The 18,691-nt window shown below is 53.7% G+C and carries 23 protein-coding genes and 10 pseudogenes; 16 read left to right on the top strand and 17 right to left on the bottom strand.

Going from position 1 to position 18,691, the window contains the following annotated elements:
• Nucleotides 1-368: 368 nt before the first annotated feature.
• From ACTBDU_RS00500 to ACTBDU_RS00565, 14 genes and pseudogenes are all read right to left on the bottom strand, one after another.
• A pseudogene (locus ACTBDU_RS00500) lies at nucleotides 369-852 on the bottom strand (amino acid ABC transporter ATP-binding protein); the annotation flags it as partial.
• A 102-nt stretch (nucleotides 853-954) separates the two neighbouring features.
• Nucleotides 955-1,327: pseudogene (locus ACTBDU_RS00505) on the bottom strand (Mor transcription activator family protein).
• Nucleotides 1,328-1,401: 74 nt separating this feature from the next.
• Nucleotides 1,402-1,743 (bottom strand): phage protein GemA/Gp16 family protein, encoded by a 342-nt coding sequence (locus ACTBDU_RS00510; protein WP_438805160.1) that lies wholly within the window; start codon nucleotides 1,741-1,743, stop codon nucleotides 1,402-1,404.
• Nucleotides 1,744-1,879: 136 nt separating this feature from the next.
• Nucleotides 1,880-2,044 carry a hypothetical protein gene (locus ACTBDU_RS00515; protein WP_438805222.1) on the bottom strand — a complete coding sequence of 55 codons (165 nt, stop codon included), beginning with the start codon at nucleotides 2,042-2,044 and terminating at the stop codon, nucleotides 1,880-1,882.
• Between the two features lie 219 nt (nucleotides 2,045-2,263).
• Nucleotides 2,264-2,467 carry a hypothetical protein gene (locus ACTBDU_RS00520; protein WP_438805161.1) on the bottom strand — a complete coding sequence of 68 codons (204 nt, stop codon included), beginning with the start codon at nucleotides 2,465-2,467 and terminating at the stop codon, nucleotides 2,264-2,266.
• Complete coding sequence (locus ACTBDU_RS00525) at nucleotides 2,464-2,796, bottom strand: hypothetical protein (RefSeq protein WP_438805162.1); 333 nt, start codon at nucleotides 2,794-2,796, stop codon at nucleotides 2,464-2,466. Before ACTBDU_RS00525 ends, ACTBDU_RS00520 begins: the two co-directional genes overlap by 4 nt.
• Nucleotides 2,797-3,281: 485 nt before the next feature.
• Complete coding sequence (locus ACTBDU_RS00530) at nucleotides 3,282-3,482, bottom strand: hypothetical protein (protein ID WP_438805163.1); 201 nt, start codon at nucleotides 3,480-3,482, stop codon at nucleotides 3,282-3,284.
• Complete coding sequence (locus ACTBDU_RS00535) at nucleotides 3,482-3,997, bottom strand: host-nuclease inhibitor Gam family protein (RefSeq protein WP_438805164.1); 516 nt, start codon at nucleotides 3,995-3,997, stop codon at nucleotides 3,482-3,484. The genes ACTBDU_RS00530 and ACTBDU_RS00535 overlap by 1 nt, the downstream gene beginning before the upstream one ends.
• Nucleotides 3,998-4,083: 86 nt before the next feature.
• Nucleotides 4,084-4,275: a hypothetical protein gene (locus tag ACTBDU_RS00540; protein WP_438805165.1), complete on the bottom strand. Its 192-nt coding sequence runs from the start codon at nucleotides 4,273-4,275 to the stop codon at nucleotides 4,084-4,086.
• The gene (locus ACTBDU_RS00545) at nucleotides 4,275-4,577 is read right to left on the bottom strand and encodes a hypothetical protein (protein WP_438805166.1); all 303 of its coding nucleotides are present in this window, start codon (nucleotides 4,575-4,577) and stop codon (nucleotides 4,275-4,277) included. The genes ACTBDU_RS00540 and ACTBDU_RS00545 overlap by 1 nt, the downstream gene beginning before the upstream one ends.
• Nucleotides 4,578-4,588: 11 nt before the next feature.
• Nucleotides 4,589-5,741, bottom strand: a pseudogene (locus tag ACTBDU_RS00550) (ExeA family protein).
• Nucleotides 5,742-5,753: 12 nt separating this feature from the next.
• A pseudogene (locus tag ACTBDU_RS00555) lies at nucleotides 5,754-7,541 on the bottom strand (integrase).
• Nucleotides 7,538-8,491, bottom strand: a complete 954-nt coding sequence (locus ACTBDU_RS00560; RefSeq protein WP_438805167.1) for a DUF3102 domain-containing protein — start codon at nucleotides 8,489-8,491, stop codon at nucleotides 7,538-7,540. Before ACTBDU_RS00560 ends, ACTBDU_RS00555 begins: the two are co-directional and overlap by 4 nt.
• A gap of 11 nt (nucleotides 8,492-8,502) precedes the next feature.
• On the bottom strand, nucleotides 8,503-8,829 hold the full coding sequence (locus ACTBDU_RS00565; protein WP_438805168.1) for an IclR family transcriptional regulator: 327 nt from the start codon (nucleotides 8,827-8,829) through the stop codon (nucleotides 8,503-8,505).
• A gap of 555 nt (nucleotides 8,830-9,384) precedes the next feature.
• Between ACTBDU_RS00565 and ACTBDU_RS00570 the strand changes: the two are divergent.
• Together ACTBDU_RS00570 and ACTBDU_RS00575 are read left to right on the top strand one after the other, a co-directional pair.
• Nucleotides 9,385-9,547: pseudogene (locus ACTBDU_RS00570) on the top strand (DUF3102 domain-containing protein); the annotation flags it as partial.
• Nucleotides 9,548-9,726: 179 nt separating this feature from the next.
• Complete coding sequence (locus ACTBDU_RS00575) at nucleotides 9,727-10,068, top strand: hypothetical protein (protein WP_438805169.1); 342 nt, start codon at nucleotides 9,727-9,729, stop codon at nucleotides 10,066-10,068.
• Between the two features lie 121 nt (nucleotides 10,069-10,189).
• Here the strand turns inward: ACTBDU_RS00575 and ACTBDU_RS00580 are convergent.
• Nucleotides 10,190-10,865: pseudogene (locus ACTBDU_RS00580) on the bottom strand (DNA adenine methylase); the annotation flags it as partial.
• A gap of 277 nt (nucleotides 10,866-11,142) precedes the next feature.
• Here ACTBDU_RS00580 and ACTBDU_RS00585 point away from each other — a divergent pair.
• The 14 genes and pseudogenes from ACTBDU_RS00585 (at nucleotide 11,143) to ACTBDU_RS00650 (ending at nucleotide 17,633) form a co-directional block, all read left to right on the top strand.
• Nucleotides 11,143-11,484, top strand: a pseudogene (locus ACTBDU_RS00585) (putative holin).
• Nucleotides 11,484-11,928 (top strand): annotated as a pseudogene (locus ACTBDU_RS00590) (hypothetical protein). The pseudogenes ACTBDU_RS00585 and ACTBDU_RS00590 overlap by 1 nt, the downstream one beginning before the upstream one ends.
• Nucleotides 11,921-12,373, top strand: coding sequence for a hypothetical protein (locus ACTBDU_RS00595; RefSeq protein WP_438805170.1), 453 nt, complete (start codon nucleotides 11,921-11,923; stop codon nucleotides 12,371-12,373). The pseudogene ACTBDU_RS00590 and the gene ACTBDU_RS00595 overlap by 8 nt, the downstream one beginning before the upstream one ends.
• 166 nt (nucleotides 12,374-12,539) lie before the next feature.
• Complete coding sequence (locus ACTBDU_RS00600) at nucleotides 12,540-12,869, top strand: hypothetical protein (RefSeq protein WP_438805171.1); 330 nt, start codon at nucleotides 12,540-12,542, stop codon at nucleotides 12,867-12,869.
• Nucleotides 12,866-13,177, top strand: coding sequence for a hypothetical protein (locus ACTBDU_RS00605; protein WP_438805172.1), 312 nt, complete (start codon nucleotides 12,866-12,868; stop codon nucleotides 13,175-13,177). Before ACTBDU_RS00600 ends, ACTBDU_RS00605 begins: the two co-directional genes overlap by 4 nt.
• A gap of 2 nt (nucleotides 13,178-13,179) precedes the next feature.
• Nucleotides 13,180-13,764 carry a DUF3486 family protein gene (locus tag ACTBDU_RS00610; RefSeq protein ID WP_438805173.1) on the top strand — a complete coding sequence of 195 codons (585 nt, stop codon included), beginning with the start codon at nucleotides 13,180-13,182 and terminating at the stop codon, nucleotides 13,762-13,764.
• The gene (locus ACTBDU_RS00615) at nucleotides 13,700-13,975 is read left to right on the top strand and encodes a terminase large subunit domain-containing protein (protein ID WP_438805174.1); all 276 of its coding nucleotides are present in this window, start codon (nucleotides 13,700-13,702) and stop codon (nucleotides 13,973-13,975) included. The genes ACTBDU_RS00610 and ACTBDU_RS00615 overlap by 65 nt, the downstream gene beginning before the upstream one ends.
• A 38-nt stretch (nucleotides 13,976-14,013) precedes the next feature.
• Nucleotides 14,014-14,397, top strand: a complete 384-nt coding sequence (locus tag ACTBDU_RS00620) for a terminase large subunit domain-containing protein (protein WP_438805175.1) — start codon at nucleotides 14,014-14,016, stop codon at nucleotides 14,395-14,397.
• 107 nt (nucleotides 14,398-14,504) lie between these two features.
• Nucleotides 14,505-14,825, top strand: a complete 321-nt coding sequence (locus tag ACTBDU_RS00625; RefSeq protein WP_438805176.1) for a hypothetical protein — start codon at nucleotides 14,505-14,507, stop codon at nucleotides 14,823-14,825.
• Nucleotides 14,774-15,004, top strand: a complete 231-nt coding sequence (locus tag ACTBDU_RS00630) for a hypothetical protein (protein ID WP_438805177.1) — start codon at nucleotides 14,774-14,776, stop codon at nucleotides 15,002-15,004. Before ACTBDU_RS00625 ends, ACTBDU_RS00630 begins: the two co-directional genes overlap by 52 nt.
• Nucleotides 15,004-16,489 (top strand): annotated as a pseudogene (locus ACTBDU_RS00635) (DUF935 domain-containing protein). Before ACTBDU_RS00630 ends, ACTBDU_RS00635 begins: the two are co-directional and overlap by 1 nt.
• Nucleotides 16,476-17,237, top strand: a pseudogene (locus ACTBDU_RS00640) (phage head morphogenesis protein). The pseudogenes ACTBDU_RS00635 and ACTBDU_RS00640 overlap by 14 nt, the downstream one beginning before the upstream one ends.
• A 107-nt stretch (nucleotides 17,238-17,344) precedes the next feature.
• Nucleotides 17,345-17,560: a phage virion morphogenesis protein gene (locus tag ACTBDU_RS00645; protein ID WP_438805216.1), complete on the top strand. Its 216-nt coding sequence runs from the start codon at nucleotides 17,345-17,347 to the stop codon at nucleotides 17,558-17,560.
• A complete protein-coding gene (locus ACTBDU_RS00650) occupies nucleotides 17,511-17,633 on the top strand; it encodes a phage virion morphogenesis protein (protein WP_438805217.1) in 123 nt (40 codons plus the stop codon). The genes ACTBDU_RS00645 and ACTBDU_RS00650 overlap by 50 nt, the downstream gene beginning before the upstream one ends.
• 352 nt (nucleotides 17,634-17,985) lie before the next feature.
• On the opposite strand, the gene ACTBDU_RS00655 is transcribed toward ACTBDU_RS00650, so the two are convergent.
• Together ACTBDU_RS00655 and ACTBDU_RS00660 are read right to left on the bottom strand one after the other, a co-directional pair.
• The gene (locus ACTBDU_RS00655; RefSeq protein ID WP_438805178.1) at nucleotides 17,986-18,183 is read right to left on the bottom strand and encodes a 3'-5' exoribonuclease domain-containing protein; all 198 of its coding nucleotides are present in this window, start codon (nucleotides 18,181-18,183) and stop codon (nucleotides 17,986-17,988) included.
• 9 nt (nucleotides 18,184-18,192) lie between these two features.
• A complete protein-coding gene (locus tag ACTBDU_RS00660; RefSeq protein ID WP_438805179.1) occupies nucleotides 18,193-18,390 on the bottom strand; it encodes a hypothetical protein in 198 nt (65 codons plus the stop codon).
• Between the last annotated feature and the right edge of the window lie 301 nt (nucleotides 18,391-18,691).

The raw sequence follows: 18,691 nt of genomic DNA on the forward strand, positions 1-18,691 counted from the left end.
CCGTTGTTTCTGGGCGGCCGGGCGTGTTTCTGTGTGTTTTTTTTGTTTTTTTTTCCCCCCCCCCCCCCCCCCCCCCCCCGCGCTGCGCGGCAACAGTATCGGCAGCACGCTACTGGCAACCTTCGAGCAGCAGGGCCGTGAATGCGGTTGCCGCGGCGCCGTGTGCCCTACACCATTAATTTTCAGGCGCCCGCGTTTTATGCTCGCTACGGCTGGCGGACGTTCGATGAAATTACCTGCGCGCTGCCCGGCACCAGCCGCACTTTTATGCCCAAGGAATTATAACACCGGATGCCGCCGACCGGACCTTTTGGTTGCACCGTAGGAAGGGAAAATTGCCGTCGGCGGCATCCGGTCGGGGACGACCGTTAATCGGCCGACAGTACCCGCTGCAAAAAGGTACTGGTGCGGGGCTGCTGCGGATGGGAAAAAATCTGTTCCGCCGGGCCGAAACCCACGACGCGGCCATGATCCATCACCACCACTTGATCCGCCACCTGGCGGGCAAATCCCATCTCATAGGTGACCACAATCATGGTCATGCCCTCTTTGGCCAACAGCTTCATCACGCCAAGTACTTTGCCGACCAGCTCAGGATCCAGCGCCGACGTCGGCTCATCGAACAGCATCACTTCCGGCTGCATGGCCAGCGCGCGCGATGGCGACCCGCTGTTTCTGTCCGCTGGACAGGCTCGCGGGCATTGCCTGCGCCTTTTGCTCCAGGCCTACTTTACCCAATAACGTCATCGCACGTTCGTGGGCGTCGATCATCGACAGCCCCAACAATTTGCGCGGGCCAATGGCGACATTGTCCAGCACCGAAAGATGGAGAAATAAATTGAAGGATTGAAACTGATAGGACGTAAGATATTTAAAAGGAAAACGTGCGATAGATGTGGATCTACCTAGGACAGGTTACGGTAATTAAGTTTCACTATGTGAAACAAGAAACGGTCATCCAGACGGCTTATCTGTATCTTCAAACAGACTGCCCTGAATGCGAGCCAGCTCTTTTTTTAACCCGCTTCACCACGGAATAAATCCACTGTAGCGAGACTTTATATTTACGCGTTAGCGCGTGATAGTTATGGCCGTTGAAGTCAGCAAATATTTCCCGGTCACGCTGGTTGACTTTCCATATCAGCTCCATCGGGAAATAGACATTTTGCCCTCCCCAGACCGCTATCATCTGACTGGCGACGGCATCGCCTATCTGGCTGGCAACGGCGGGGTCAACGTCGATAATCTGCCAGACAGTCTGGGCAGTGTGCTCGGCCAGCTCAACCAGTAACTCTGGCCCTTTGCTAGGAAAGGTATTCTCTAGCATGATGTTGCCCTCGCTACACGTTTTTGCCACTGCTTGAGTTTCTCGATAACCTGGCCGGCCTGTTCGCTATCCAGCTAGTAAGGCGAATCACAACCGGTTTCCCGTTTAACAAAGTGGGCAAGGGCTGTTGCTGGCGCATCCCGGACAATGCCCTCGCGAGCCATTGTCTGCCATAGAGGTTGCATTTTTTGGATTTGAGCACGGTCAGTCTGCTTTTTTGTACTGGCGTGATGGAGTTGGATACGAAAGTCTTTAGCTTTCAGCGCGTTTAACATCTGAGCCAGTTGAGCGATATTCAGGGCTTTTGCCGATGTTTTCCCGATTAGCCTCTGCAGCATCTGGCGGTAAGTCGTGTCGTCCAGCTTGAGATTGTGGGTGACAATATGGATTAACTGCAGGTATTTTTGTCGGGTCATCGGTGGCGTCCTTTATCGTCGTGGTTGGGGTCAGGGTTCCTTATGCTACGGGCAAAAAATAATCCTTCAGGGTTTGAAGAATTATAGAATAAATATCGTTATTGTACAATTGAATGGTTTATATGCCGATTTTCTGCTATGACTTCTTCACGCAAATTGCCCAAGCATCAATATCCTTGAACGTTTCAAATTTTTCTGCAAACAGTCTGGCGGCCTGTTGATAAGCGGTTTCCGTGTCAAATTCCTGTGTGTGCAGGGAAGAAAAAGCATTATCGGCATAAGGACTGGCGTACATGGTCAAAATTAATATCTACATGGTGATCTCCTCTTCGTTAATCGGCGGGTTTATTGAAATTGTGGGGCGTGACCGGCGAATTTGCCGTGATACGTTTTAGTGGCACGATATCCCAGTTAAGTGCCCAGGTGCTATACGGCTATCCGCAGTGAGGACAAGCCAATAGCAGGTCAATTCCCCACTCGCCGCTTTCCGGTTGTTAAGTAATCTCGGCCTGGGTAGGATTCAGGTGGCGGGTTGCCTGATGGCAGCTGATGCAGGTAATGCACATAATGTGTTTTCCTTATCTAAGAGTTCGGCCAATATCTCGAAGGCATTTTGAAATTCACAATACGCAGCGGCAGAATAATCTGCCTGCAGATGATGCCGGGCGCGGTTAAAGCGTTTTTCAATCTGACGGCGCAGATGTTTTATTTCCTGATAGCTCATGCGCTGACCTCCTGCTCAAAGGGCGTAATAATGACGTCTGACTTTGGGATTGTTTTAGTGGTGCCTAGGGTGAGGGCGCACATACAGGTAGCGATGAAGCTCTGGGCCTGTGGCGCATTGAGGGTGTTACCGTAGGAGCGCAGTCGTCCCACTCTGTTGGTAATCCCATCAGCCAGCGGGCGCGTGCCGGGTTCAACTGGCCGCCATTTTCCATCGCGGCAAAAGAGCCAGTCAGCCTCTCGCCAGGAGCCGTTAGTCGGCAAGCTGCTGTTGGTTTCTGCAATTCCAGATACGGGGGCACTGTTGATCGGGTAAGGAATGTCTTTCAAATCGTGGCGGCAGCTCCCTCCTGACATTCAAATTGCGGTTTCCGTCCTTTTTTAATCTCGGCGCTCTTACCCCAAAGTTGCTGTCTGTCGCCTGGGGCGTTGGCCAGCCTGTCAGCCTATGCGTCCCAGCAGCGCATTGAGCGGCACATTCAGGCACTCCCTGCCATCCTTCCCGTTCCGCGTGGTCGGCGTAGGCCATCCAGTAAAGTCGTTGTCGGATGTGCGGCGCACCGAACCCGCAGCGCATAAATCAAGCGCTGCTGTGGCGTAGTTCTCTGCTTCCAGGTTAGTCTGTACAAGGTCGAGCCATGCGAGTCCGTCTTTACCTGCAACCTGTTCACCAAAGATAACGCTAAGTTTTCACTGCTGGATGAGGTGGAAGAAGCGGGCCATAAGTGCCGCTCGTCAGCATATCCCTTTCCTTTGCATGCCGCGCTGAAAGGCTGACAGGGGCAACTGCCTGTCCACACGGGTTTATCATCTGATTAGCCCGCTTTTCGCAGGGTGTATGACCAGGTGCCGATACCGGCGAAGAAATGACACTGGGTGTAGCCCTGTAATTTATCGAGTTTAATCTCCTCGATTGAACATTCATCGGCATCACCAGGCGCAATATGCCCGGCGGCTATCAGGTTTCGCAGCCACTGTCCCGCATAGTGGACAGTGTTGTTATACCAGGTGCGCATTACTGCAGCTCCTGCTCGAAGGGCGTAATAATGAAATCCTCAAGCTGGTGATGAAAGGTAATTCCGCGAATATTAATGGGCCTAATGGTATCCTGATTTTTTAGCAGGGCATTTTTATCCACCTGTGCTTTGCGAATAATGTAGCGGTGTTGCCCGTTTTCTTCCAGCGCCTGCAGGATATCGTCCATCCCTTTGAAGGACACGGATGGCGGGCGGTTGCGCCATGACACCTCGCCGGTTATCAGGTTAACGGTTTTGGTTTTGCCGTTTTGGGTCAGTCCCTCCCGGTTGGCTTCGCGCCAGGTCTGGATACCCTTTTGCAACAGGGTTATCCGGGCTTTCATGGCTTCAATATCTGCAGTGTGTTGATGGGTTAACCGCGCAATTTCATCGTTAATCTGCGTCTCCAGTCGGGTCATTTCCCGCTGGATATCGCTTAGCCGCTTAATATCGTCCATCACCTGTGCACGGGTTTGCGGCGTGTGGGCACCCGCCGCGGCTTTAAGCCGCGTCATTTCCTTTGCCATCTTTTTTTACCTTTTAATTAAAATATCGGGGATTAAACGTGCTTGAAAATAATGTCTTCAAGAGCGTCACTGTGTTAAATATGCTCAAATACGTTAATGCGATATCGGGCAGCTATTTCACCAAGACGCTGGTCTTGTTCATTAAAATCACGGCAGTTCTCGCAAATCGACAAATAGGTTTCATAGTCCTGTTTGGTAATATCTACGGTTTTTGCCAGATAAACCAATTGGCGAGCGGTAATACGGACAGGTCGTGTTTTCATCATTAATGTACCTCCCAGGTTATTCGGCAGTTATCTTGCAGGAACTGGTATTTTTCCCAGCGACCCTGATAATCAGTGCCCAGGGCATAGCGAACGGTCTGCCCCTTTTTATGTAACGCATTACACCGTCGGTCATGCAGCAGGGTAATAATCGGACGGCTATAGCCATCAACGGTAAATTGGTTAATGGTGAAACCTTCATCGCTAAGTTTGTCTATCACCGATAGGCATTGCCTGATCTGCTGCTGGATGGCCTGGCAGGTCATCGCTGACGGGTTTTTAATGGTCACGGCGGGGTTCAGCATAAAAGCCTCCTTTAATGCACACTGTGAATAATATTGGCGTCGATAACCGGAATGGCGTTTTGTGCGGCCAGGTTCATGGCGGCGGTCACCAGATTGCCGATAGCCAGGGGGTAAAGCAGGCTGACCGGCGTGTCTTTTTTCGGGCGCAGCCAGCTTAAGCGTTGACGCAATGCCGGTATCGCATCCGGGCCAAGGACTGTGCTCATGTCACCGCCGACCCGCTTAAATTTGAAGTCAAGAAAGTCGGTCAGATGTTCATCCAGCGGCGGCAGGTCAATCACCTCGCAGCGCTGTACCACTTCCCTGACCGCCAGCAGGCGCTCGGATAACTTGTCGCCCAGTTCGGGTTGCCACAGCAGGACGATGGACAGCAATTTTTTAAAGCCGTCTTCCAGCTCAAAGAAGCGTTTGAGGTGTTTTAGTGTCGGTATGGGTAAGGCATAGGCTTCTTCAATCACCAGTACATGGCTGTACTCGGCACGGCTGCTGTCTTTTAACAGTCGGTGTAACTGACGAAAGAGGGCCTCCGGCGAGCGTTTGAGTTTTTCCAGTGGAGCCAGCGTATAAACAATAGCCTCGGCAAGACTGGCAGCTTTCAGGGTCTTGCCCTGATGGTCGTTGTCTTCCATCGCCAGAACGTAGGGTTCAATCACCACCACGGGGCGTTTTTCCGATAAATGCGGTCAGTCAGGTCACGACGCAGGGTGCTTTTACCCGAACCGGATTCACCGATAACGGAGATAAAGCCGCCATAACGGGCGGTCTAGTACAACGCCTCGCACACATAACGGCTTTCAGGGGTGAGAAGAACATCTTCATGGCCCTGTATGGCCTGGTCATCAAACGGGGCGCGAAACAGCCCGAAATGCTTTTTGGTGGCAGGCAGTAATACCTGTTTTTTAGTAACATCGTGTCCTCCTTGTTGCTAGGTGGTGTGTGCTTTTCCTTGTCGCCGTGCGTTATCCCGTCAAAGCAGTCGTCCGCCGCGATGCCCTGGTCACGCAGCCAGGGCCGGATACAGTGTTTTAGCGCGTCGGTGTCCTGTTTCGGCCACTGGTGGTGATTGACTATCTGCGCTAATGTCGCTTCAGAAAGGTCAAGCGCACGGGGCAGTGTCGCCTGTGTCAGCTTGTGTTGTTGTAATAGCGTCTTAAGTTTCAGCATGATGGTCTCCCGTTAACCGTGACTGACCAGATTGACCACCACATCGCCCGTCTGCGCCATTAGCTCATCACCCAGCGCGTCGACCTGGTCGGCGGGGATGCCGTCCGGGAAGCGCTGGGTTAGCAGGGTGTAAAATTCACTGCGCCAGGTCTTGCCCGCCGCCTGAAAACGCGCCCGCAGGCGTTGAACCACCCCGGCCGGGTTTAAACGCTCTTCAAAACGCGGGGCGCAAACCGTGGATGCCTGTCCCTGTTTGAGAAGGTAAGTGGGTGGGGTGTCGCGTTCATTGTCCAGATAAGGGTTAAAGCGTCCGCCAAAGGGTAAGGCATTGGCTTTTTGCGCGGCGGCGGTTTCCCCTGGCGTGGTGGTGCCATACAGGGTCTGTTCAATTTTAGCAAGATGGTGTTGCACGGTGATGTGGGGTAATGCTTTGAACGATTCGCCGAGTGTCGGGGCATTGAGGGCAAAGCCGTAGTCGTCTTTCGCCACTTCCGGCACCCGGCAGAAGGTTTCCAGCCCGTCCGCATTGATTATCACCACATGCGCCCCACTGTCGCGCCAGGGGTTACGCACTATCTGTAAGGTGTCGCCCACGCAAACGCCGGGGACTTGCCGTACATCGTATTCACTGCCCCTGAACGACACTCGAAGGTGGGCGCTAACCTTACGGTTTTCGGGCTGACTCACCGCCAGCTCACGGCATACGTCAACAGGCGGTGCCTTGATTAACTGCTGCGGGGTAATCCGTAACCAGCAGTCGGTGCGGGTCATGCCGGTACGCCGATGCAGCGTGGTGCGGTTATACTTTTTACGCTACAACCCAATTAGGCAGTTCAGTTCATCGATATTATCGACTTGCACAAACCGCAGACCGGATTCAAAATGGCACTCGAAAATGTCGCGCGCCTTTTCCACAGAGCCAATAGCGCGGGCATTACGGGCTTTATGAGCAATAAGTTGAATAGCGAGGGTTTTAGACAGGTTACGCATCGTGGATGAGACTAGCGCGCAGCCGGGGTCAGTATACAAGAGTCGCGGCACGCCATGCAGTACGTCGGCCCCACCGCGTTCTTGCATGGCGTTAATCAGTACATCAGTAAAGTTCTGCGCCGTTTCGCCGCCAAAGCGGTACTCAGCGTAAATCCAGCCACTAATATGGTCAGTCAGCTCAAATGACCAGACGCGGTCGTTAATCACCCGCGCCAGATTTTTCGGCTTGTTCTTGTTAAACTCCGCCTCATTCATCATGCACAGGCCGCTATCGCGTGTGGTGCGCTTCTTTTCGAGATTTTTCAGGTAATGGAGCACACACAGCGACGCATCCAGCTGCCAGACATGATTGGGATGGTCGGTTTTTAACTGGACGCACGGGGCTGGTGCCCGTAACTGGTTGGGGTGCAGGCGATACTGGTACAGTGCTCGACTGATGGCATCGACCGACAAGGGGAACCACTCGCTGGTCTCGTTATCAACATATCCGGCATTAATCAGGTTATTGGCTCGTAGGTCGTTAACCGGCTTTTCCAGACTGTAGAGACGCTTGCTGTTATTGCGTTCTGATTTCGTGATGACTCCGGATATCAACAGAGCTTCGTCACGCGTCAGGGCACTGGTACCATAATCCACCCGCTGCTTATGCGGCGGTTTAGCGCTTCCCTGTTTGATTTTTCGCGGTAGCGTGGCTTTGGAAATGCCAAGTGCCTGGCAACCTGTCTGATAAACGGCGTCTTTACCGCCATGCCCGGCTTTCTCGGCAGCCTGGGCAATCGCTAACAGGCGTTCGGTCAGGATGGCGTTCATAACACCGCCTCCTCTCCGTTATTTCCCCCAGTACCACACAAGTGCTCCGGTAACTGAAAATCGGCGTCTTTGGCATCATTATCGTCTTTTACCCAGTCAGGTGCGCTCTCTGACACCGCGTGGCGGGGTAAGGCAAAGCAGCTACGTAACACATTGATTTTAAAGTCAATGTTATTAAGCAAGCTCGCTAAATAGTCGGTGTGGGACGTGATATCGCCACTGTGGCTGCTCAGTTTTTCCAGTCCTTCCCGAAAGCGCCTCATTAACATGGCTTTAACATCAAAGGCCACCAGGCCAATTTCTTCGCGTAACTGGCGTATGCCTTCTTCCCCTAATGGGCGATGCTGAGTAAGCAGGCGGTTTTCATTCAGTTCATTGGTTTTTTGGTCTTTTTCGTTAACTAGACGGCGGCTGGCTTCCAGGTTGTCACGGGTTTCGCGCAGTTTTGCCTTTAGTTCACGCACGGACATGCGATCAACTTCATCAAGCGTCAGACCCGCAATAGTGCCGCCTTCAGCTAATGCAGCAAGATTTTCATCATCTTCAGTCATCAACTCAAAGAGTTTTATTTTGCCTAAAGTTGCCAGCGCTGGCAGTTTTGATTGCAAAGTTGGAGATAGATATTTAATTAAGACCTGCATCACTCTTGCGGCTGTTCGATATGAAAGCCCAAGATTTCCTTCAACGATCTTCATGAAATCCCCATGCGGCTCATTCTCTTTTAGAATAATGAGCCGCTTACCCACCTCCAGCATGGCTTCGGCACTTTGCGCCATATAGAAGCGTGCTTCATGCACAATGCGCTCGCGTTCATAGGGCAGTCCCTCGCCGTACTTGTCCATAATGGTCTGCTGATGTTCAGCCAGGGCGTTAAGGTTATTCATTAAATTTGGTGCCAACGGTTGTTCGAGAGCAATTTCAGCCGTCATCGGTAACGCTTTTCTACCCATTATTTTTCCTATTACAGTTTTGACGGTGAGGCTAGGCAGCGCCCACGTTTTTTTGCCATCTTAATTTGTGCCCGGTCGACTTTATCAAAATAGGCAAGGGCAATCTGTAGCAATTGCTCGCCAAGTTTGTAATACCCATTGAGGCATTGCTCAACCATGCTCTCTTCCGTTAAAAACGGCAGGGTACGGCTGATATTAGCCGGAGAATCATTGACCAGCTTCGCCAGAGCCTTATTAGAGAGGCCATTATTGTTGTTGTGATGTCCCTTCATGGGTTTCAGGATCCGCAGCGTGCGGCGTGCTCGTGAAGACGCATGCAGTGATAAGGTGTTTTTCATCAGATGCCTCATTTTCATTAATGGAAATTGTGTTACCGTCAGTGAAACAGGCGAGTGTTATTTTTTATGGCGCTCTTTACCCGATGGCATAAGGGTAACCCATGATCTGTTCAATCCCCTGTTTGATTTTGCGGGCTTCCCCGCGCCCGCCCTGGCAGGGGCTATCAAGTGATATGTAAACCTGATAGGGTTTGAGGCTGGATTGGCGTGCTCATGCCGCCACCGTCGGGTAGTCCTGATAGACTCGGTCATAAAAATTGCGCTTAAAGTTGGCGGGATGTTGTAGTGATATTGTTTTATCTCCGCCATAAAAAGTTAAAAATAAATATATATTGACATACAAAATAATGTAAAATCTTTTTTATGTTTTTGTATATCTCTTATCACCGTTAAAAACAACTGGCTGTTGTCGGCCAGAAGGAGACCTGTATGGCAAAAAAAAGCGGCAACCAGCCTGTCTGTAAGTACGGCGGACAATATCACGATTGCGGGGGGCGGTGGAGGGCAATTGCATACCCTGAAAAAAATGCAGAAAAAAGTACTCAACAGGAGGTGATGGCACGTTTTGGGGATGGGCTGCACTATGAAAGGGAGAGAATTGTTCATGAGGCGAACTTCTATGATGGCGAAAAGTGCCGAAGCCATGCTGGAGGTGGGTAAGCGGCTCATTATTCTAAAAGAGAATGAGCCGCATGGGGATTTCATGAAGATCGTTGAAGGCGGCATTACGTAAAGATGAAGCTGCGCTTAAGCGCAGCCGACAACTGGTGGCCAAAAAAGAAAAATAATTACAGCAGTTAAAGTCAGCAACTGTCTGGAAAGATTTCTACAACGGCTACGAGCAATGAACAGGCCCCGCTCGATACCCAACAGTAAGTCACGCTGACGCTGAAAGGCGTGGGAGATCGCTTAAGGTCGGAACGCCTGCGGTTAAGACTTAGCCAAGAAATCTTTGCCGAACGCTGTGGAGTTAAAAAACTCATCCAGTATAATTATGAAAAAAGTGAGCGACATCCGAATGCGGGCTACTTAATTGCGGCGAAAGAGTTAGGGGTCGATCTTCTTTATGTGATGATCGTGGAGCGCAGCGATGAAGCCAGTGCGCTCGATATGGTGCGCGGTGAAGAAGAAGCGGAAGTGTTAACTGCCTTTCGACATATTTTGGGCGAGACCCGCGAAGTGGCTAAACGCACCTTGACAGCAACCGCAGAGAAAAAAGCCGCCCGTCACCGCGCTTAACCTTCCCTATCCGTAGCCGCGAAAGGGATTATTTAATGGTAATAATCAGCTCACCCCGTTAAGTGGGCTGATTGCTATTGAGACTATAGCGAATCGGGACGCTTTCCATTGCAAAGTCTTAAAACACGTCGCGCATCTGCGGAATATCATTGATGGAAATAATCATCAATCCCGCCAGGTCTCATCCCATAGCTGCCAGTTTTTCGTATTGCTCCAGGCCAAAATCCACCCCATAGCCTTCCGTCCCCCAATAGCGCGGGTCGCAGTAAAAGAGCGTGTGCGGACGGTCATAACAGGCAATACAGCTGGCCCAGTCCAGGTGTTCAATGGTGGTGCGTGATAATCGCAGATAAGCCAGCGACAGCTCTTCTTCCATGCGTAGCATGGTTCAGGCGTGACCCACTGGTAGTGGTCACGCCAAAGGTGTGCTCCGCCATCTTGCCGCCGAACGCCTGTTTATGCAGGTAATAGAAACGGGCTGCCCGCTGGATATCGGTTAAGGTTTCGGTCGGCGTGATGTTTAACTATTGATACATCGCCCGGCTGACCGGCGCCCATTTGAACTAACGCATAAACTCTTCCAGATGATGTTTCAGTACTCGATAGAGATCGACCAGCTCGCCGTTGATATCGTTAATCACTTCCGCTTTGCTGGGTGACTTCATAAAGAAAAGCGCCGCTGCGCCACAAAATGGCTCCACGTAGCAGGTATGCGCCGGGAAGCGCGGTAAAATCTGTTTTGCCAGCCGCCGTTTACCGCCTATCCAGGGCAGTATCGGTAAAAATTTTTGCTGCATTGTCTGTAAGCCTTTTTCACTAATGGAAATTGGTGTAGACTCTTCCCTGTTCTCGAGAACGGAAAGCACCACAGTTAACTCACAGATGCTGTCTGTGAGTTGACGACCTGTCCGGTGTGACAGCCCTAAAAAGGTCGCGCTTTTCCCCTTGCCCCGTTAGGGGCTAATAACTGTGCCTAACCCAACCACTCACGCTCGTTCCCACTAGTAAACCGCTTTAAAAGCGGGTAGCGCCTTGCCTTGTCACACTGTCTGCCTGATTCTCAGGGAGATGGTGATGAAAACGCGAAAAAAATTAACCTTACCTTCATTAACAACCCCGCGATTGAGCGGTTGGTTACTGACCGCCACCGGTTTGTTGCTGGTGATTGGCTTGGTCTTACCGCAGCAGTTGCCGGTGGTGCTCTACAAGCCGGCCTTGATTACCCTGGCGGCGGTGACCGGTTACTAGCTTGACCGTTCGCTGTTCCTCAAAGCCCGTCCCGGTCAATACCTACACCATGACCACCCCGAGGTGGCGCAATGCCGACATCCGGTACGCGGCGGCTGCCATCAGGTGTTTGCGGCCGCGCAGCTGCGCAGGGCGGCGGTGTGTCTGAGTGTGGCGATGGGGCTGTGATGATGAATAACCACCAACACCCCGATACCCCACCCGGCATGATGCTGTCCTTTTTGCTGATGCTACTGCTGGGAGGCGCATTTGATGTGGATGCGGCGCATTCCCCGCAAGCCGCACTTCCGTATCGGGCAGTTCTGATACGCAACGCCCGGCTGCTGTGGGGACTTAATGCGCCGGTGGCAGATTTTGCCGCCCAGATTGACCACGAAAGTGGCTGGCAGCCGGGTATCACCAACCGCATCGGCGCGCAGGGGCTGGGTACAGCGTGACCACCGTCTTGCGAAACAGCAAGGGTACGATGGCGGTCGCTGGTTTCACAACATTGAGCGGGTGAATGCCGGACGTAGCGTGAGCGCCTGGCGCGAGAATCGTCATTATCCCCGGAGCACATTAAAAGTTCTGGCACCGCGTTACCTGACCTGGGGAGGGGCAAGCTGTGTTTAGCGTCAGCGGGATAAAAACTTTCAATGTGCTGCTCGTTGGCGCGCTGTTGTCCCTCTCCTGGTGGCACGGCTACACGCAAGGCAGCACTCGGGCAACGCAGCGGAGCGAAGCAACCCTCCATCAGCTGCGTGAGACATTTGCAGCGCAAGAAAAGCAACGCGCCGAACAGGCAGCGCAAAGCCTGCACGCCCTGCAACAGCGTTTTGAGCGCCAGGTTGCAGTTGCCTATACGAGCAAGTGGAATTACCTGGCGCGCGGTGCACGAATAAACGCCGAAAACCGTCAACTTAAGAGGCAGATAGATGATGTTACCCACGGCTTTCTGGATGAAAAGGTCAGCCTCATGCTGTGTCCTGCGTGTTTACTCGTGGCTTCATGCAGCACTACAACGTTGCCCTCATCGTGCCTGACGCCAACGATCCAGGCGCCCCCGCCACTCCCGTAGGCGCTGGAAAAACGCCCCAACCCCCTGCGTCCGCTGATGAGCCGCTCCGCCCCAGTCCGGTCACCCAGCGCGATATCCTCGCCAATATCACCGACAACGGACAGCAATGTTGTGTCCGGCGGGCGCAAGTAAATGGCTTACTGAATTACATCGAAGGATTACAACCATGACATTGCAAGTCAATTTTTGGGTGCTGGTCAGCTATTTGTTTGGGCTGGTCGGTTTTCTTGGTGGCCTCGCCCGCTGGTTTATCCGTGAGACCGAAAAGCGTCAGGCGGAGCGGTTTGCGTCACTGGAGCGATTAATGCGCGATGCCGCTGATAAGGGGCCGCGCCTTGAGCGAGAGGTACTGAAATTCAAGGTCGAGGTGCCGGAGCGTTACGTCCGGCGCAACGAATTTATTCATTATCAGCAGGTGGTGGAGTCCCGGCTTGACGCGATTTACCAGAAGCTGGAAAACATTCAATTGCGTCAGGCGACAGGAGGAAACGTATGATAGATACCGAGCAGGAGCGCCGGGAAGGGCTGCGTTGGGTGTTACTACAGGTGGTCAACAAGGCAAGGCCCTATCCGGTTAATGACCGGCTGCTGTTTGATGTCGGGCATTCACTCTACCCCGATTTAACCTTAATGGAGCTGCAAAAAGAGTTGCTGTTTTTAGAAGGCCTGCGGCTGGTCCGTCTGACCCGCCCGCCCGCTTGTGCCTGGAGCGCCACGCTGACGCCGCAAGGAGTGAACCAGATGGAATACGTCACCGACGATATCCCCGGCCTTTCCCGTCCAGCGAAGTACTGGAGGGAGTGACGATGGTACCGCGTAGTCATATCGAGGTATTGCCGCTATCGGTACGTGAATGGCTCGACCGGGCGCTGACGGAGCGCAATTTCAGTGGCTACCGAGAGCTGGAGACGCTGCTGCGTGATAAAGAGTGTAGAATCGGTCGGGCGCAGATTTCCCGCTACGGCCAGAAGGTGCAACGCCGCTTTGCCGCTATCCGTGAAGCCACCGAGATGGCGCGCGTCATTACCGAAGAAGCGGAAGACGATCAGGACAAGCGCTCGGAGGCGATTATCGCCACCATCCAGGCCGATATCCTGACGGCGCTTATCGACGTGCGTGAGGCCAGTGATGAAGAGATGGAGCACGCAGAGCGCGCGTCGCTGTTAGTCAAAGTGGGTAAAAGCATTGCCACCCTGAGCCGCTCGTCGGTCAGTTTCAAACGCTATCAGGCAGAGGTGCGCAAGAAAATTGCCGCCCAGCTGGATGCGCTGGAGCAGGAAGTCAAAAACAACGACGGCCACGTCAGCAGATTTACGGAATCATCAAATGAGCGCGGCCCTACCGCTTTACCTTTACCAACAGCGCTGGTTCCTCGACCGGTCGCGCTTTAAGAACGGCCAGTTTGCCCGTCAGACCGGCAAAACCTTTACCACCACGCTGGAGCTGGTTGATGACTGCTTTGAGACCGAGGACCGGGGCGGTCGCACCCGCCGGGTCATTCTCTCGCGCGGTGAACGCCAGGCCAAAGAGGCGATGGAAGAAGGGGCAAAAAGCATTGTCAGGCGCACGGTCTGGCCATCCGTGAAATCGAAGGCTGCGTGAAAGGGTCGGGCAGCAAGCGTTACATGATGTTAGAGGCGGTGCTGCCCGGCGGCTCGCGCATTACCGCACTCCCTGCGAACCCGGATACGGCGCGTGGCTTTGCCGCCAATGTGTTTCTCGATGCGTTTGCCTTTCATGCCGACAGCCGCAAAATCTGGACGGCGCTATTTCCGGTGATATCGAACGGCTACACGCTGCGCGTTACCTCCACCCCGAACGGCAAAGGCAACAAATTTTATGAACTGATGACCTTAGATATTGTCTGGTCACGCCATGTGGTAGATATCTATCAGGCGGTGCGTGAAGGGCTGCCGCGCGATATTGCCGAAATGCGTGCCGCCCTGAACGATGATGACGCCTGGCGCAGGAGTTTGAACTCAAATGGCTCGACGAAGCCGCCACCTGGCTCTCCTATGCGCTGATTGATGGCGTAAAGCATGACCTGGCGGCCATTCCTGAGCATTATGCCTAGGGTCTCTGTTTTGTCGGGGTTGATATCGCCACCCGCCATGACCTGTTTGTGATTTAAGTGATTGAGCAGGTGGGCGATGTGTACTGGACTCGTGACATCATTACCCGCAAACGGGCCACCTTTGCCGAGCAGGACGCGCTGCTTGATGAGGTCTTTTTTCGCTACCGGGTACTGAGTTGCTGTATTGACCAGACCGGCATGGGCGAAAAGCCGGTGGAAGATGCCAAACGCCGTCATGGTACCTATCGCGTTGAGGGGGTACCCTTGCCGCCGGCAATAAACTCACGCTGGCCACGCGCGGCAAGGAAATCTTTGAAGACCGCCGGTTGCGTATTCCGCAAGGTGACAAGGATTTACGGGTTGACCCGCACAAGTTAACGCGCGTGACCGGCCCGACCGGTGCCCCGCGCTTTGTGGCCGACAGTGATGCCAGTGGACATACTAACCGCACCTGGGCCTGTTTTCTGGCGCTCAATGCCGCAGACAGCCCGACCGGGCAGGGAGGCGTTTACTCCCGCAGACCGCGGCAGGCTAACCAATTACTGGAAAGCTATTAATGGCACACGGACTCTATATTATACCGACCGAATTTGTCATTTTCGCCGACCCGCGTCGGCCACTGATGCCACCCTTGCCACGCGCGAGCGCAGCCCGGCAGCATTCTGGGGTTTACCCAGTGGCTGCCTAACCCGGACATGATTCTTAAATCCCTGCGCCGCGATATCAGCGTCTACCGTAAACTGCGAGCTGAACCGCTGGTCGGCAGCAGCATTCGCCGCCGTAAATCAGCGGTCAAAACGCTGGAGCGTGGCCTGACGCCACGCCATGCCGACCAGGCGGTGGTGGATTTTCTCCGTGAGGTAATGGAAGGCTGGGATATCGACCGTATCATTGGCAAGCTGCTGGACGCGGCCTTCTTTGGCTGCCAGCCCGCCGAATTGACCTGGGTCAAACGTCACGACCGCCTGCTGGTCAGTGATATTGTCGGCAAACCGCCGGAGTGGTTCAGCGTTGATAACGGCAACCAGCTGTGCTTTTGTGCCAGACAGGCCGGTCTGGCCGGTGAACTATTACCCCCGCGCAAGTTTGTGGTGGCCACGCAAGACGCCATTTTTGATAACCCTTATGGCTTTCCTGACCTGTCGATGTGCTTCTGGCCGGTGGCGTTTAAAAAAGGCGGCTGGCGTTTCTGGATGCGCTTTACCGAGAAGTACGGCAGCCCCTGGCTGGTTGGTAAACACTCGCGCGGCACCGCCGATGCGGAAATCGACCTGCTGCTCGACTCACTCGACAAGATGGTGGAGGACGCGGTGGCGGTTATTCCCAATGATTCCACGGTGGAAATCATTGAATCGGCGGGCAAGGGCGTATCCAGCGACATCTATCGCCATCTGATTGCGCTGGCGCGCTCTGAAATCGTTATTGCCCTGCTGTGTCAAAAGCAGACCACTTAAGCGGATACCACGCACGCCTCAGCGCCGGCCGGACTGGAAGTCGCCGCTGATGTCCGCGATGGCGATGCAGCAATGGTGATGAGTGCCATCAATCAGGTCTTGCGGTTTATGGTGGAGCTTAACTTCGGTGAAGTGCCAATGCCCCTATGGGAGCTATGGGCGCAAGAGACCATTGACGATACCCAGGCCAAACGCGATTTGAGCCTGTCGCAGGCCGCGACGCTGTTTACACCGCAATACTTTATGCGTGAGCACAACCTGCAGCCGGGCGACCTGCGCGAGTCAGCGGTCATGGCGCCCCTGACGAACGCGGTCTTTGCCGAAACGCAATCCGAAGAAGCCGGGCTGGCAGAGGATGAACTGGAGCACGCGCTGGAGAGTTTGATAACACGCGGGCAACTGGATAAGGCCATGCAGCCGATACTGCTGCCGCTGCTTGACGCCGTCGAGCAAGGCCAATCTCCCGAGGCGTTAATGGGCATGCTGGCAGAAATGTATCCGCGCATGGCGGCTGATCGTCCACAAGCGCACCTGGCGCAGATTTTATCTGTGGCGAAAATCGCCGGGAGGTTCAGTGCTCACTCGTAACGACATTGCCGTCTGTTTTGGCCTGCCGCCTGCACGCGCCATTGCCTACCTTAACACCAAGGGCTATTGCATCACCTGGGACTGGGAGGCGATGTGGCAGGAAGCACATGCACAAGCCTTTACCGTGGCGAAAGTGATGCGCCTCGATATTCTGGAAGATATCCGCCAAGCACTGGAAAATGCCCTGGCGGAAGGCAAGACCCTGCAGTGGTTTAAAAAGGAACTGACGCCGGTGCTACAGGCTAGGGGATGGCGGGGAAAAACCGATACCACAGACCCCGTCACCGGCGAGCCGCTCACCCTCTAGCAGGGCAGTGCGTGGCGACTGGAGACGATTACCGCACGAATTTTCCATGCTCTACAGCGCCGGACGCTGGGCCGAACGGCAGGCCTATATCGATGATCGGCCTTACTGGATGTACGTGGCTATCCGCGATAATAGCACGCGCAAAAGCCATCTGGCGCTGCATGGTTTAGTTTTTCCGGCGGATGATCCGTTCTGGCAGACTTTCTATCCCCCTAACGGCTGGCGCTGTCGCTGCAGCGTAATTGCACTGACCGCCGACGAGATTCGCCAGCGCGGGCTGGCGGTGGGTACGGCAACCGGTCGGCTGGAGACAGCGCTCAGATTGGTCTCTAAAAAACGGTGGAGATGAAGCCGGTGACCACGCTTCATTTACCGTCCGGTAAAACCCTCAGCCCGGATGTCGGCTTTTCCTACACCCCTGGTCGTGCTTACGCCCCCTGACCTGGTAAGCTACGGTGGCCCGCCGCTGGCTAACCTGGCGTGGCGCGTCAACAGTTGCGAGGGTAATCATGAGAGACCTGATGCACATTTAGATTGATGCCCGCGAACTGGCAAAGGCGCTACGCGACCTGAGCCTCGGCGAGCAGGATATGACGCCGCTAATGCGCGCCTTGGCAGAAACCCTCAAGACCGACACCGACCTGAACTTCGAGGATGAGGGGCATCCGGCCTGGCAACCCTCCGTGGCCGCCTTGGCGCGCAAAGGCATGACCACTGTCAGCCGGCGGCCAGCTACGCGGCAGTGTCACCACCGACTACAGTAGCCATCATGCGGCGCTTGGCAGCAACCTTGATTATGCGCGTATTCATCAACTGGGCGGCAAGGCCGGACGTTAACGCCGCGTCACCCTGCCCCGCGACCTTTTCTGCCTGTGGATGAACAGGGCGCGCTTCAGCCCGGTACCGAACAGAAATTGCTGGATTCGGTGCTGCGCTACCTGGAAAAGGCCACCCACCGCTAACGCCTTGTGGCGCGTTTTACGGCGTTCAGGCGGGTTAGTTTACCTAAATGACGGCCTTTATAAACCTTTCTAAAGGCTTTCCTGCGCCCTTTTTATCGCCTGCATTGACGCTCGTCGCCTTTTAACGGCATGATGTGGGTGGCGATAAAAGTCCGCAAGGCGCGCGCCACAACGTCGGGGCGCGCTTTACCGCCAAAAGCCTCGTGAGGTGCCTCATCACTCTGTTTTTAGCACCATTGCAGGCTCTCGTCCTCTGGCTCACCGTATTTGAGTGCGGCCTGATAATCGATACGCGCATAAAACGTCGGTCCAACCCGCCCCGTTGCTGGTTTAAACATCACCGCCGCCACCGACAATATCGGGCAACCGGCTTTTTTACCCAGCGTTCCGATATCGAGCATCATATTATTCATGAGTCTGTTCATCACTTGTCCTCAATGCTGTTTTTTATAGCGCATTACCGCCTGTTTCATTTGCTGGCGAATAGTGTCTGAATAAATCATGTGTTGCCGGGCATCATAAAAACGCAGGCTGAAGGGCACCGGGACGAGGCGTGATTCCTGTACCAGACTGCGGTCATTAAGATAATAAAGACAGCGATTGCCGTTATCCACATATTCACATTTAATCACGCGATATAACATATTTATGTCCTCCCGGGTGGGTTGAGAAAAACAGGCATGACGTTTATTTGGCGCAAGCCACCACCGGCGGATTGATGCCATTCTAAAACAGAGTATTAATACATTATTTATTCAGCATTTCGGTGTCAGCCACAGAATGTTTGCAAAATAAGGGGCTACATTAATTTTAACCTCCCTGCAAACGATTAAATCCATTGCCCTGTCCAGTGTTATTATTAATGTGCCTTCTTTTAAAATCCGATTAGGTTGATAAATAAAGTACGCGCCGACCGGATAGCATTGATTAAGC

Source organism: Sodalis sp. (in: enterobacteria) (genome assembly GCF_051710625.1).
GTDB lineage: Bacteria > Pseudomonadota > Gammaproteobacteria > Enterobacterales > Enterobacteriaceae > JBPESN01.

Coding starts and splice junctions, on each gene's coding strand:
- ACTBDU_RS00610 (WP_438805173.1), top strand. CDS start 13,180: ATGGTACCGCGTAGTCATATCGAGGTATTGCCGCTATCGGTACGTGAA.
- ACTBDU_RS00615 (WP_438805174.1), top strand. CDS start 13,700: ATGAGCGCGGCCCTACCGCTTTACCTTTACCAACAGCGCTGGTTCCTC.
- ACTBDU_RS00545 (WP_438805166.1), bottom strand. CDS start 4,577: ATGCTGAACCCCGCCGTGACCATTAAAAACCCGTCAGCGATGACCTGC.
- ACTBDU_RS00605 (WP_438805172.1), top strand. CDS start 12,866: ATGATAGATACCGAGCAGGAGCGCCGGGAAGGGCTGCGTTGGGTGTTA.
- ACTBDU_RS00565 (WP_438805168.1), bottom strand. CDS start 8,829: ATGAAAAACACCTTATCACTGCATGCGTCTTCACGAGCACGCCGCACG.
- ACTBDU_RS00520 (WP_438805161.1), bottom strand. CDS start 2,467: ATGAGCTATCAGGAAATAAAACATCTGCGCCGTCAGATTGAAAAACGC.
- ACTBDU_RS00600 (WP_438805171.1), top strand. CDS start 12,540: ATGACATTGCAAGTCAATTTTTGGGTGCTGGTCAGCTATTTGTTTGGG.
- ACTBDU_RS00540 (WP_438805165.1), bottom strand. CDS start 4,275: ATGATGAAAACACGACCTGTCCGTATTACCGCTCGCCAATTGGTTTAT.
- ACTBDU_RS00655 (WP_438805178.1), bottom strand. CDS start 18,183: ATGAACAGACTCATGAATAATATGATGCTCGATATCGGAACGCTGGGT.
- ACTBDU_RS00530 (WP_438805163.1), bottom strand. CDS start 3,482: ATGCGCACCTGGTATAACAACACTGTCCACTATGCGGGACAGTGGCTG.
- ACTBDU_RS00510 (WP_438805160.1), bottom strand. CDS start 1,743: ATGACCCGACAAAAATACCTGCAGTTAATCCATATTGTCACCCACAAT.
- ACTBDU_RS00560 (WP_438805167.1), bottom strand. CDS start 8,491: ATGGGTAGAAAAGCGTTACCGATGACGGCTGAAATTGCTCTCGAACAA.
- ACTBDU_RS00535 (WP_438805164.1), bottom strand. CDS start 3,997: ATGACGCGGCTTAAAGCCGCGGCGGGTGCCCACACGCCGCAAACCCGT.